This window comes from Bradyrhizobium erythrophlei (genome assembly GCF_042430365.1).
GTDB classification, from domain to species: Bacteria; Pseudomonadota; Alphaproteobacteria; order Rhizobiales; family Xanthobacteraceae; genus Bradyrhizobium; species Bradyrhizobium erythrophlei.
Genome location: NZ_JBHMET010000026.1, coordinates 11,413 through 24,382 on the forward strand (window position 1 = coordinate 11,413; position 12,970 = coordinate 24,382).

The 12,970-nt window shown below is 56.8% G+C and carries 10 protein-coding genes; 3 read left to right on the forward strand and 7 right to left on the reverse strand.

The features are described 5' to 3' along the window. Positions 1-19: 19 nt before the first annotated feature. Positions 20-1,414, forward strand: coding sequence for an aminodeoxychorismate synthase component I (gene pabB, locus ACFFWD_RS03310; RefSeq protein ID WP_376961408.1), 1,395 nt, complete (start codon positions 20-22; stop codon positions 1,412-1,414). Then, entirely contained in the window at positions 1,411-1,995 is a 585-nt protein-coding gene (locus ACFFWD_RS03315) for an anthranilate synthase component II (RefSeq protein ID WP_376961410.1), read from the forward strand. Before pabB ends, ACFFWD_RS03315 begins: the two co-directional genes overlap by 4 nt. A gap of 332 nt (positions 1,996-2,327) precedes the next feature. Here the strand turns inward: ACFFWD_RS03315 and ACFFWD_RS03320 are convergent, their stop codons facing one another. Further along, positions 2,328-3,611, reverse strand: coding sequence for an NAD(P)/FAD-dependent oxidoreductase (locus ACFFWD_RS03320; protein ID WP_376961412.1), 1,284 nt, complete (start codon positions 3,609-3,611; stop codon positions 2,328-2,330). Positions 3,612-4,151: 540 nt separating this feature from the next. On the opposite strand from ACFFWD_RS03320, the gene ACFFWD_RS03325 reads away from it, so the two are divergent. Further along, entirely contained in the window at positions 4,152-4,973 is an 822-nt protein-coding gene (locus ACFFWD_RS03325) for an N-formylglutamate amidohydrolase (protein WP_376961414.1), read from the forward strand. A gap of 738 nt (positions 4,974-5,711) precedes the next feature. Here the strand turns inward: ACFFWD_RS03325 and ACFFWD_RS03330 are convergent. The 6 genes from ACFFWD_RS03330 to ACFFWD_RS03355 all read right to left on the reverse strand — a co-directional run bounded on the left by ACFFWD_RS03330 (position 5,712) and on the right by ACFFWD_RS03355 (position 11,770). Next, positions 5,712-6,080, reverse strand: coding sequence for a hypothetical protein (locus ACFFWD_RS03330; protein WP_376961416.1), 369 nt, complete (start codon positions 6,078-6,080; stop codon positions 5,712-5,714). A 44-nt stretch (positions 6,081-6,124) separates the two neighbouring features. After that, the gene (locus ACFFWD_RS03335) at positions 6,125-6,439 is read right to left on the reverse strand and encodes a hypothetical protein (protein ID WP_376961418.1); all 315 of its coding nucleotides are present in this window, start codon (positions 6,437-6,439) and stop codon (positions 6,125-6,127) included. 41 nt (positions 6,440-6,480) lie between these two features. After that, a complete protein-coding gene (locus ACFFWD_RS03340; protein ID WP_376961420.1) occupies positions 6,481-6,750 on the reverse strand; it encodes a hypothetical protein in 270 nt (89 codons plus the stop codon). Between the two features lie 655 nt (positions 6,751-7,405). Continuing rightward, positions 7,406-8,080, reverse strand: a complete 675-nt coding sequence (locus tag ACFFWD_RS03345) for a DUF2290 domain-containing protein (RefSeq protein WP_376961422.1) — start codon at positions 8,078-8,080, stop codon at positions 7,406-7,408. After that, positions 8,077-10,230, reverse strand: a complete 2,154-nt coding sequence (locus ACFFWD_RS03350; RefSeq protein ID WP_376961424.1) for a DEAD/DEAH box helicase — start codon at positions 10,228-10,230, stop codon at positions 8,077-8,079. The genes ACFFWD_RS03345 and ACFFWD_RS03350 overlap by 4 nt, the downstream gene beginning before the upstream one ends. A gap of 595 nt (positions 10,231-10,825) precedes the next feature. Next, the gene (locus ACFFWD_RS03355; RefSeq protein WP_376961426.1) at positions 10,826-11,770 is read right to left on the reverse strand and encodes a helix-turn-helix domain-containing protein; all 945 of its coding nucleotides are present in this window, start codon (positions 11,768-11,770) and stop codon (positions 10,826-10,828) included. Positions 11,771-12,970 lie beyond the last annotated feature (1,200 nt).

Sequence of the window (12,970 nt, forward strand, 5' to 3'; positions counted from 1 at the left end):
GTCAGTCATTGACAGTCAGATGCACGTCCGCGAACTGCAGTGGATTGAGCCTGTCATAGCAATGCGACGTCTCGCGCATCGACCGCACCTTACGTTTCTCGACAGCGCAGCAAGGCATGAGTTGCTCGGGCGCTACTCCTATCTGACCTGCGATCCGTTCAGCACCTATATGGTCACGGACGGACGGGCGAGTTGCAACGGAGAGGCTATCGAGGGCGATCCATTGGGCGTTCTTCGCTGCCTTCTCGCCAAGCACCGAGCAGAGCATCGCCCCGATGTGCCGCCATTCCAGGGAGGTGTGGCCGGCTTTTTTGCCTACGATCTGAACAGGACATTGGAGCGATTGCCGGCGCCGGCAATTCCCGGTCAGGGTTTGCCCCAATCCATCCTGCATTTTTACGACGTGGTCGTCAGCTTCGACCACCGTCATGACAGGTGCTGGATCGTTTCCACCGGATGGCCGGAGCAGGATCCTGCACATCGGAACGAGCGTGCACGTCGTCGCGCCGATGAGTTTGCAGCGCTCCTTTCCAGCCCAAAATCGCCGCGGAACAACGCCCCTGGCCGGGCTCCCGCGTGGCATTCGAACTTCAGCCGTAAGGCCTACATTGAAGCGGTACAGCACGTCATCGACTTGATTCTGGCTGGAGACGTCCTTCAAGCGAACATCGCGCAGCGCTTTTGCGCCACTCTGTCGCCCTCATTTGATCCGCTTGCCTTTTACTGCCGCCTGCGGTCATTGAACCCTGCGCCCTTTGCGGCCCTCCTGCGCTACGGCAAGCTGACCATTGCATCGAGCTCGCCGGAACGATTCCTGAAACTTGACGGACGAGAGGTGGAAACGCGCCCCATCAAGGGCACGATCGCGCGTTCCGCTGATGATAAGGAAGATCAGCGCCGCGCCGAAATCCTTCTTTCGTCCGAAAAGGACCATGCCGAGAACGTTATGATCGTTGACCTCCTGCGCAACGATCTGTCACGCGTTTGCACTGCGCATTCGGTCGAGGTTCCAGCGCTGTGCGGCCTCGAATCCTATGCCTCAGTGCATCACCTCGTATCGATCGTTAGGGGCGAACTTGCAGACGACCAAGACGCCGTTACCCTGCTTAGAGCTTGCTTTCCCGGCGGCTCCGTGACCGGGGCGCCAAAGGTGCGATCGATGGAAATCATTGCGGACATCGAGCGTGTGGCACGAGAGGCCTATTGCGGGGCGATCGGCTTCATCGGCTTCAACGGGCAGATGGACACGAACGTTGCGATCCGCACCGTGACGATCGACGACGACGTGGCTGTGTTTCATGCAGGTGGCGGGATAACGGCGATGTCGGATCCGGAAGCTGAATATGAGGAGACGCTCGCCAAGGCACGGCGAATCTTTGACGCTTTTGGTGCCAAAACATCTGGTGCATTTTGATTGTCATCATCGACAACTACGACTCATTCGTCTTCAACATTGCTCGCTATTTCCGTAAGCTTGGTGAAGCAACGGAAGTGATCCGGAACGATGCAATCAGCCTCACGGATCTTGTTGGCCTCAGGCCGCGTGCAGTAGTGATTTCCCCCGGTCCCTGCACACCAATGGAGGCCGGGATATCCACCGCCGTCGTCCGCGAACTTTCAGGTCGCGTCCCGATTCTCGGCATCTGCCTCGGGCACCAATGCATTGGGAGCGTTTTCGGCGGGCGCGTGGCGCGTGCACGTCGCCCCATGCACGGTCGGTCCTCGTATGTAACGCATGATGGCCGAGCGCTGTTTAAGGATCTCCCGTCCCCGCTTAACGTCGGCCGCTACCATTCTCTCGTTGTCGAGATCGATGAGTCATGCGCGCCCGATCTCACGGTGACAGCGCACTCGGGCGAAGGCGAGATCATGGCCCTCGCCCATCGCTATCAACCGACCTATGGCGTACAGTTCCACCCGGAATCGATACTTACCCAACAAGGGCAATTGGTGCTTATGAACTTCCTGCAACTCGCCGCGACTTACTCCACGTGAGAATCGGAAGACCGTGTCGCGCATGCCCCGCAGCTTAGCTCGCGGAAGCGAAGCATGAGCAGCTGCCGCTTTGACGGTTACTAAGCTCTTCTGGCAGGCGGCTGAAATGGCTTCGCCCGACCCGTGAGGTGTGATTCCTCGGATTTGCTTGGTGCATTGGGCTGGGGAAAGCTTGTGCGGCGAACTCTCAGCTGGGGGAAGGCCTATTCGGCTGCGTGAAGTTGGAGCAGCGCGTTCCCCTGATCATCCGTCGCGAGCGATCCGCGAACCGCTTGACGCAGCGCTGAAGGACTTGTTGAGAGACTTCGGGAGGCCCGATTAGTAGCGGCGGCTTAGAGCCGGGCTTCAGTGAGGTGAACCAGCTGAGACCCCGCTCTGTAGAGGGCCTCGCGGACGGCACGAAAGCGTCGCTCTTCAACCGGCTCGGCCGGAAGCGGCAGATCCTTTTCCTGAACATCGCCAAGGACATAGGGCGCCAACACACTGCCGAAAACAGTCCCGGGCGCAATACCGCGCCCGTTGTAGCCACTGAAGGCGATCACGTTGCGGTCGAGTTTGTGAAAGCGCGGCAGATTGTCCGACGTCATCCCTATCATCCCGAACCAGCCGGCTTCGAATTCGACATCGAGAGCTATCGGAAATAGCCTGCGCAGCGACCTCACCGCCCAGGCCCGGTGAACCGAGGCGCCAAAACGCTCAAGAGCGCCAACGCTGCCGAACACCAGACGCCCCGAACGATCGAAGCGAAACGAGGAAAGGACCCGCCTTGTGTCCCAGGCCCCCTGCCGTTCGGGCAGGATTGACGTTCTCAGATGGTCCGGTAAGGGCCGCGTGGCAAGATTGAAATAAGGCAGATGGATCTGCTCCTGCCGAACCTGCGACCAGGGTCCTTTGCCGTAAGCGTCGGTGGCGACGATCACCCACTCAGCATTTACAGATCCCTTTGCCGTGCCGATCCTCCAGCGCGAGCCGGTGTCGCTGACTGTGAGAATCTCACTCTGCGTGAAGACCTTCACTCCCGCGGCAAGCGCGGCGCGTGCGAGGCCTCGCGCGTAGGCCAAAGGCTGTATTGTGCCGGCGCGCTTGTCGAGCAGCGAGCCGGTGTAGTTGCCGCCGCCGATTTTTCTGCGCGTCTCCTCCGCGCTGAGCACCTCGACGGGAGCGCCGCGCTTCTGCCACTGTTCGGCCCGCATCTGGATTTCCTGCAAGCCCTTGCGCCCGACGGCGCAATGCAGGGTGCCCGCGCGCTCAAGCTCGCATTCGATGCCGTGCTTCTCGACCAGTTCGAAAACCTCTCGCGGTGCACGATCGAGTAGATTGATCAGCCGCTCCCCAAACGGAGGGCCAAGAGTACCCGCAAGCGGGTCGGGCATCACCCACATGCCCGCATTAACCAGCCCGACATTGCGCCCGGAAGCACCGAATCCTATTTCGGATGCCTCCAGCAGGCTGACGCGCGCGCCTCCCTCCGCAAGGTGAATGGCCGAGGAGAGTCCGGTATATCCGCCGCCAATCACAACCACGTCGGCTTTTGCATCGCCCACAAGAGGACCGGTAACTGGCGGCGCCGGAGCCGTCAGCTCCCATAACCCGTGCGATTTCGGATCGCTCCGCATCCGACAAGCTCCTTCAGGGCCGGAATTATGAATGACATCGACCGAAAGATCAGCGCAATTCCCGCAGAGATCAAATCCCACATCGTGCACGCGATCTCACCCTCAATTGGCTATCTGTAACGCAACGAGAGCATTGGCCAACTGCTGGTTTCTTGTGAAGCTCTTCATCCTACCATTCCCCTCACTCCGGCACGAGGCGGGACACTACGCCAGTCTACATCCGCACTCACCGATTACCTATCTGGCACGTCGTTTGCTAACGTCATTTACGAGAGGGGGACAACGCAACTGCAGCACCGATGCCTCAACCGGGACTGACGCACCTCTTACCAACGCAAGCTGCGCCGTGCTCTTTGCGTGCTGCTTCGCGCAAGCGGAAGACACTGATCTTGAGCACGAAATGGCAAAAGTGAAATGGACAGACCTGGCTCGTCTGCTCCATCACCGACACGTCTGTTCGATGGCTGACATGTCTGTTCGTTCTCGCTCGGCGGTGTGCGAGCCAATGCTCGGATGTTCTAATAGTGAGGTATGCTGCCCATGACCGACGTACTCGCTGGAGGAGCGAGCAGATGTTCCCAGCAATTGTATCGAATCGAACAACCCGTACCCGGAAAAACAGTTCCCGTCGTTGCTAGTATGCCGCATAGCGGCACATTTGTGCCGCCATCAATCGCGCGTGCATTTACGCCGCTTCATCGAGCATGGCTAAGAAGCACGGACTGGTACCTCCCGCAGGTCTACGATTTTCTACCGGAGTTGGGCGTTACGACTATTGCGGCTACACATAGTCGGTACGTCACGGACCTAAATCGAGATCCGGAAGGATTGCTCTTTGGCTCGTTCAGGAAGTCCGTCTTTTCGGATTCGATGTTTGATGGAACGCCGATTTATCGAGAGGCCCCGGATGCCCAGAGCCTCCTTCGAAGACTGGTCAAGTACCATTCACCTTACCATGAGGAGCTATCCAATATTCTTGGACGCGCGCTAACATCCTGTGACCGAGTTCTGCTTCTAGATCTGCACTCGTTTTTTGGGCCCATTGACGACGATATCTGCATCGGTGATCTCCGGGGTGCATCGTGTCACCAAGAGACAACGACCATTGCCGTCAATGCCTTCGAACGACGAGGCTTTCGGGTCGTCTGCAACGAACCGTTCTCAGGAGGCTATCTGATTAGGAAACACCACAACGCTTCGACAGAGGCGCTACAGATAGAACTACACTATGCAACATATTTGGACTGCCGTCGCATAGACGAACCTGTCCGGCCACAAATCGATACAAAACGGCTTCAGCACTTAAAACCACGACTTCGCAATGCTTTCAAAGAGATCATCGATCTCTGGTGCGCGAAGTAGGTTCCCCAGCCAGACTTGGCAAATCTGCCAACAGTTTGATTCTAACGGGCTTTTCACCGCAGACGATGGACCGTCAGATCGATCTTGGACCACACTCGTGGACCATGCAACTGCTGGTGAATTTGGCTCCCCGCATAAGGAGTACCGCGGCCCGCTAGCTGGCGAATTGGACACTTGCTGCTATGGCGACAGTGCATGTCCTGATCGCCCAGGATACGCTTGCGCATCGCGCCGGCTCTTTCATGCCGGTGAGACACCTACGCCGGCACCGGAGCAGTATTTGGATCTCGAAAGCGAGCCGATCAACGAGGACCACGTGGAGGTCAGCGACGGTCCCCGATTGTTTATTGTCGAGCGCGCGCACGGTCCGAGGCCAATCGGGACGATCGTATTTCCGCCTCCCGTCGGCGCGTGCTGATTTGCGAGCGCGTGCGGCTGCGCTGCCATCGATGTACAAGAGTAACCGCTTTGACCCGCATCGTGTGCCCTTCAAGCGGTCCACCGATCGGCTCCCGAGGCGCGTATCTCACACCTCCTTCGCCTCGTCCCACGTTTTGCGGGTACCCACAGTCGCGATCTCGTTGGAGGTCAAGATCGCCGGCACAGCCTTTCAATCGGCGTGATTACCGCGTTGGGCGCCTAGAATCCGTAGACGATGCGCGGCCCCTGATCGGCTTCGACTTGGTCCTCTGGTCGCCTTGAACTCGGTCCAGCTGGTGGCCAACGATATCCGCGTCCTCATTCGACGATCGTGTCGCGATATCCAATCACGCGCGATATGCCAATGTCGGGTACAACCTGCTCGCTTGGCTGATCGAAATCTATCATAATTCTTCCGGGTATGCTCTTGATCTCTAAATTCCTGATCAAGAACGCTCTGGCACCATAATCATCTCGATATTCCTGCCATGCTTTTTTCCAATCGCTGAATTCACAGTACTTTTCGATTGGGAGTTCACAACGATCGGGGGCTGAAGCTTTTTGCACGAACCCCCAGGGGGGCCAGTCCTTATTGAGACCACCAATAAAGGCCCGCGCGGAATACGACGAAGCCCCAACAAGATCGAGTACTTTGTCAGCAAAGGCGAAAACGCCCCTGATATCCATCTGTGAGACTCCAAGAATCTACGGGCTTTCGAGCACCTTAGAGTTTAGCTTTTGCTCTTGCCCTCCCAGATAGCACGAAGTCGTTGCTCGACGTCCGTTTTCGTCAGAGGCGGGCCAGGCAATGCGTTCAGAAACGCCCGGAGATCTTCGATCGGGACCCAGCAGGGAGCTGCGGCCTTGACAACCTCTTCCCGAGGTCCGCCCCATTTCCCCCAAATTGAGCTAGCCCCATCCAGCGCCTGCACGATTTCTCGTGCCAGCTTGTGAATGCTGTTCGGGTCTCGCAGGTGCCGCAGTGACGGGCTCTTCACATATTCGAACAATCTGGTGGTCACGGCATGCTGGCGATCGGAATCCATGTCTGCCTCCTCATCTTCCCTAGGGGGCTTATCTGCCCTCACTACCCCACGGATTTACGGCGACTTCGCCAAGTTCGCGACGGAGTGAGGTGGCGCTTGAATGCGAGCAGCACAAGCGCAAGGGTGCTTGCTGCGGTGAGGCGCGGCACATCATGGAGGCGCGCAATCGCGCGCTTGAGCCCGGACAGCGCGCCCCACGGAAATTCGGTGCCTGTGCCATACTTGCAGCCGGTCAATTCGGCCAGCACCGAAAGCACAAGGCAGCGTGGAATCAACGTCGACAAATTCGAAAGAGCGGAAGCCAGCCTCAAGGCAGGTCTCGCTTCGCTGTGTCGAGCTCGATCGGATAAGGGCCTGCTAAGCGCACCGAAATCGCCTCCATGATTTTCGGCCCGTGGTCCCTTTTTCAATGGCCCTTCACAGATTGGCGCGCGGCCCGTTCAGTAGTGCCGATAGGTCATACTGCTGCGCTTGTGTCCTACGAGGAGCTTCCCGGTGCCCCTGCGGCCTCTAGGTCCTCCCAAGCCAAATGAACGTATGCCGCAGGCGTGCCTACGAGCATCGAGCTTCGCGCTCTGCTGCCGTGGAAGCGGACTAAGCCGCTGCATTTGGTAGGCGACCGAGAAGCCGCGCGACCGCCGTAGGGTGTCGTGTGCCCCCACGCGGTGCGTTAACTACCTTGCTTAGTTTGCTCCTCAGTGATGGCTCGGATGCTCGTGAAGCCTGAGCGGCACATGCCCTCATGATGCCCTGAAGGTCTATGGCGCACTGTAGGGCCTTCTCCTTAATTCTAGCCACGGCTTCAGCGTCTCCGGTCTGCTTACCCTGGAGGGCGCGAGCACCATTGGGGTTGCCTATCCCACTCTGGGCGGCCCTCTCTGCGTCATTTAAATAGATCGCGGCCCTCGCTCGAAACCTCTGGCGCATATGCAAGATTTCGCGATCAAAAATTCGCAGGACGCAGTATCAGGGGTGCGACCAATGAAGATGCGCGCGTGTCCTATCGTGGGCGGACAAGCAGTCCGGCTCCTGACGAAAGACAAGTGCGTTCCGTATCGTTGGATGCTCCCAAATGTCTGAATAAAAGTTCTCAAGTATGAACTTCATGAAGGTATCAAAAGCGAGTGGACACCTGGCTGGCACTCTACAGGAAGGATCGTTCAAAGTAATGTGCGACGCGGGGTGATGAGGAGCGGTTTGGTCAGGTGCAAAGTCGAACCTTATGGGCGTGCGCATGAGAACGCTGTCTTCTAACCGATCCATATAGGAATTCTGTATAAGTTCCAGCAATCCCCCTTCAAAGTCGCGTATATCGCCAAACGTTACAGCAAAGGGACATGGATGGTAACAAAGTCGATGGCGCTCGATCTCCATTCCCTTGAATACATATGATATCTGAAGGACTCCTCCGTCTCGCATCAAATACGAGTACTCCTGATTCTCCAGAATAGTCAGGTAGTCGGCCAATCTCGCAGGATTTCCGCTCATCAACGAATTTAGCGGGTTTCTGACCCACATCAGCGTCTTTTGTGCTGCCGAGAGCTGTTCGATCTTATGTTGACGAGCGTCCAGCGCGAAATCATTGGCGAGCATTTGGAAACCGAAATCGGTGATACGCCTGCACAGCGCCTCGACACTCATTTCTTCGCCTTGGTCCCTTTGGACTCGGCGCCGCGTCTAGTGATCGCCATGAGACTCTTCTGAAGCTCCGGCGGCAATGCCTCTATAGGTAAATCCCCATCGATCACTGCCCTAAATAGCTCTTCCGCGTTATTAATCTTTCGTTCCCAATCTTTTCGCTCTTCGTCCGTCATATCGCGGTGAACGCGCGCCAGCTTTTTTAACTCCTCCTCAGTGGGATACTTGAATTCCAACTCGAATTGGCGCTTGCGAACCTCCTCAACTTCCTCCTTCAACGCCTTCATCAAAGGGCCCACGCCGAACAGTCGAACCCAACATCTGGAGCGAGTGATGCCGGTGAACAGAATATTGCGCTTTCGGCTAAGCTCGAAGCCCAGTTGGCAGAACTCAGCATTCACGATGTAGACCATTGGAGCTTCGTTGCCTTTGGCACGGAAGATGTGGGTAACTGCAACGGAGTTCGGAAGAAACAATTCATCTCTGCTGGTCGTAACTCCGACGAGATGCGCATTGATTTTCCGCGCCGCAAGAGCAGCCATAACACTTGCCCCAGTCTTGCGAGAGGTGTAGGCGCTGGGGAGCACGACCAGGATGTCGGTTGCATCTAGCTCGTCCTCGTGAATATTGGTCCATATTGCATCGGCTAACGCAGCGTATTGGGCGGCGTCGCTGTCGAACGCCTCGCACCTGATCGCATCATCAGGGTTGAGAAGCTCGACAAAATAGCTCGGATAAGATTCGGGGCTCCTTCGAACCGAGACGGGCTGTCCGAGCTGCAAACGACCTTTCACGATTTCGTAGCCGATCCTGGGCCAGATCGAGGGCTCTTCGAACATCTGAACCAGCCCCTGCGGTCGATAAAGACCAAAGCCAAGCGCGTGCGCAGTGGCAAGAGTCCACGGCGTATTTCTGTAGCAAACCGGAAGTACGATGTCTTCCTTTGGCCGATCGGCCTCGTTCCGCAGTGTAACCAGAGGTCTTCCCGCTGAATCCGATCCGAACAATTCGTGCTCAGATCGCATCTCGTAATCGCCAAGATTCTGAAGGTCGTCGTAAGCCCACATGATTCGGTGTGGGCTCGGAACGACCTTGTAAATCATACGGAAGAAAGAGGTCGGAAAATCTTGAGCTTCGTCGATAAGCACTGCATCAAATAGCCTCTTCGGGCCTTGCTCGTTAATGACGGCATTGAGCTCGTCACATGCGCCTTCGAAAGCTCGATTTCCGTACTTCGAGTCTGCGGTTCTCCAATCCATAGCTCCGACATCGTACAGATTGCATATGGATGAATAAATTCCCTGATCCCGATTACTGCCCCACGCGTGCATGACCAGAAGACTCGACCAATCGGGCTCATCTTCAATCTGATCGAACATGAACCGGCGGATCAGGTCTCGAAACTGCTGGTAAAGCGAGCGCGACTGGAAAGTCACGGCTATTTTCCACTCAGGATGCCGAGCATGCAAATAGGCCGCCTTCAATGCCAGGACGACTGTTTTGCCTGATCCGGCTAGCCCACGAATGCGTTGTGGACCATTTGCATATTCAATTGCCCCACGATTTTGCCATTGGTCGAGATTAGCAATTTCCTTCTCAATTCGCTTGAGAATAGCCCCGCGAGAGTCAACCTTGGTTACGTTTTCTCTTCGCTTCAGTGGTCGAAGCGTCGAAACACGTTGAACTGCCGCATTGAGCGGCCGCAGGAGTACTTCTTCGATTGGATCAAAATCCTGTAGCACCTCCGGAAGGGAATTGGGCGGACAGATAACAACGTCGTCTTCCTTGATGGTCCGCTCTAGCGAAGGATGAAACGTAAGGACATTTATCGTAACGCCCAAACTCCTTCCCTTGCGGAGGTCTCGATGTGTATTCAGCTTGTTGTAAATGGAGGCATAAATCTGATTTTGCCGTTCGGTAATGTCGGCGATTTGCTCGTCGCTCGGATGAGGGTCAACGTGAGATGAAAGGTCAAAAGCGATAAGGCCGTGTGACTTGCTCACAAGCAGCGCATCAACAAAGACCTTCGCGTCAGCCGTTGATAGCACGGGATAGCCCAAATAAAGAGTTCCGGATATCTCCAGGTTCTTCAACGCATCCTGCAATGAGCGCGCTGCTACCGTGCTCGAATTTTCGCCGAAAACGATATCCACGAATTAATCCTATCGCTGCCTTGGTTTATCCTCGGTGCCGATGCACGGGTTTATGTCATAGGCGGGTTGCGGGCGAGCACGCCGCGTCGAGATGGGCGCGCCCGAGCGATCGTTTCAAGTAATCGGCATAACGCTATCAGTTAAGCCCTTCGTCTTCAACGACGCTGAGCCTTCTCCTGAGCGTGTTCGCCTCCTGTCTTGCCCCGCCCTGCAACGCCGTGTCTCGCAATACCAAACTATCGATACGTCGAAGCGCGCAACTTGCATTGTTCGCACTGCCTTAAGAGACTCGCTCTCCTATGAAGTGCCAATCGCTTCCATGATGTTCTTCCCGCACCCGTGCCACGCTGCCCATGCCGGCGGCGCCCCAACAAGGGCGCTCTCTTGGTGAACGATCCCTTAATGGACTTTACCGGGCAAGCGATGAAGAGGTCAAAGCCACTGGCATTGATTGTTGCTGGATGTCCGAACGAATATGGTCGTGCTACGTGCATATGAATTGCTGAAGTTGGCTTGAAGGCTTTGCAGTCCAGCGACGAGTAGCAAGCGACTCGACGTGACCTTCATTCTCCCAAGACTCTGGTGGGCGCGGGTTTCAGTCTGACGACAGTCTAATCTGCTTGCCCACGTGTTCGCGCCAGAGGCCAAGTCGCTTGATTCTGTAGTCGACCAGCTCAGATGACGTCCCGAATATCGTAGCAATCTGCTCCGAGGAGCGCTTCTTGCTCACGGCATCAACAATGGCCACTTTCGGTAGGAGCGTCGCCGAGGCGAGATAGTAAGCGTCATGTTCCTCGGCCCTGTCATAGGTTCGTCCGTAAGCGTCAGCGATCCTGGCAATCTTAGTGAGCTTGTGCCCGAGCAAGATGTGCCAGAATTCCTCCAGCAGCGTAACGCGCTGACGCTCCACGGTGTGGGTATCGTTCAAGAGCACAGCCCAATTCTCGTTATCAGGATCAAGCGGCACGCTCATTGCGGACCACTCGCCGCCGGCTTTTCCCCTGAGCTGACCTATAATGCCGGCGTCCAAACAGTCTGCCTTTCCCACCGGAATCACCCGGACGCCGTCTGCCTCGATCCGAAGACTGTCCAGCGGCTCACTGTGCGAAAGACCTAAATCTGCTCTGAACTTTTCTGCAGCCCGCTCAAGCTCTTCTTTTGATAGCGAATCGCCGTTGGCGGATGAGTTATCCTCGGTAACGTCCTGTCCGCTCCAATTGCTGGGGCTTTCCATCGATTGCACCAAACACTCGGCCGCCCTTAGCAAGGTGCGCACAGTGGATGACTGAATATTCTTCCCCGCACGGAAATGCACGAACGCCACGTTATCGAAGCTGAGCCCAGCTTCGTCTGCCTCAGCGCCGAGCCACTGCAGAAGCCGGATCTTCGAGTTGTTGTCCGGCTGTCCTTCTCCACGTTCAATGCGAGCCAGCGTGGAGAAACTTACTCCTATCGCGGCTGAGAGGGCGCGGATGCTCAGCCCTTCGGCCTCGCGCTTCCTTTTTATGGCTCCGACTAACTTTTCTTCAAATGTGGGCATCTGCGCTCCGTGCGAATGACACGCCTTGACACGACGGGGCTTGAGGTTCAGCATGTGCTGGTGACACAGATTCGCACATTTCCGATTCCAGGTGAAGCCGCTTTGGCGCCGGAGGCGCGGGCCGTGTTGCAGCAGATCGGGGCCGCCTTGGACGAGCACCGACCGCTTCGAGTACATGTTCACGGGCTCGTGGCCCTGGACGGAGAGACCCAGCTAGCAACCTCAGTCAAGGAGTTCGGTAATGAACGACAAGGAAAGACAAGATCCGCAGCCCGATCACGGGAAAGGTCCGCCCGACGGCAAGGGCCAACCCGTGGATCACGGCCGGCCAGTCCCCCACCACGGGTCGGCAGCGACGTGCTCCGGGCCGCGTACGAGGGCCAATTAAAATGCGTTACCGAAGCGTACCCCTCGCTTCGGACTTTCCCCGACAACGACGGAATGTGGCTCCTTGCGAGAAGCTCGATCATCCCGGGCTTGGAGCGGGAAGCCACGTTTCTCGTCGCTCTTCCGTACCGGTCAGGAGTAGGTCCACGAGCATGGGGATTTTGGGCCGCGGCAGGTTCGTGTAGTTGGATCGGACCGCGACACACTAATTTCCAAGACGGATCGATCTGCGCCTTCTCCCCAACTGACGGGGTCTGGTTTGACGGCGGCGATCTGAGAACACTGCTCGATCTCTACAGCGTCTGGGCCGCCCGTCATCTGTACCTCGAAGCCTTCGGCCGTTGGCCAGGAAAGCAATATAGTCTGGTCGGCGCCGATCCCTTGGTCCAAGCCTACTATCGGCTGTGCGAGTGCAAGGACGACGAACTCTGCGGCTGCGGCTCGGAGATTCGGCCGTACGCGGAATGTTGCAAGCCATCGGACCGGCAATTGGACGTCATTGAGGGCGCGTCACTCTTCCTACGGCATGTGCCGGGTGGATTTTCGACTCGCCGACCGACACTATCCGTCTTGGAATTCATTGAAGGCCGATCCGAGATTCCGCGAATGACGGAGGTCCATCCTCAGATCGCGCCTAGCTGAGCCCTTGGGACCGCCGGCACCACGTGGAAAAGCCATAGGTACCGATTCGAAATCGCTGCTCTTGTTAGTGTCGGGAGACGGTCCGATCGAATTCGTCCTGGGTAGGAGCGCTCTCGATGCTCATATTCAACGATAGGTCGCTCGCGAACCGAATTCTGCGGGGCTGGGTAA

Bases quoted from the DNA above. Each gene is read 5' to 3' on its own strand.
- ACFFWD_RS03325 (WP_376961414.1), top strand. From the start codon at position 4,152: ATGACCGACGTACTCGCTGGAGGAGCGAGCAGATGTTCCCAGCAATTG.
- ACFFWD_RS03330 (WP_376961416.1), bottom strand. From the start codon at position 6,080: ATGGATATCAGGGGCGTTTTCGCCTTTGCTGACAAAGTACTCGATCTT.
- ACFFWD_RS03355 (WP_376961426.1), bottom strand. From the start codon at position 11,770: ATGCCCACATTTGAAGAAAAGTTAGTCGGAGCCATAAAAAGGAAGCGC.
- pabB (WP_376961408.1), top strand. From the start codon at position 20: ATGCACGTCCGCGAACTGCAGTGGATTGAGCCTGTCATAGCAATGCGA.
- ACFFWD_RS03320 (WP_376961412.1), bottom strand. From the start codon at position 3,611: ATGCGGAGCGATCCGAAATCGCACGGGTTATGGGAGCTGACGGCTCCG.
- ACFFWD_RS03345 (WP_376961422.1), bottom strand. From the start codon at position 8,080: ATGAGTGTCGAGGCGCTGTGCAGGCGTATCACCGATTTCGGTTTCCAA.
- ACFFWD_RS03335 (WP_376961418.1), bottom strand. From the start codon at position 6,439: ATGGATTCCGATCGCCAGCATGCCGTGACCACCAGATTGTTCGAATAT.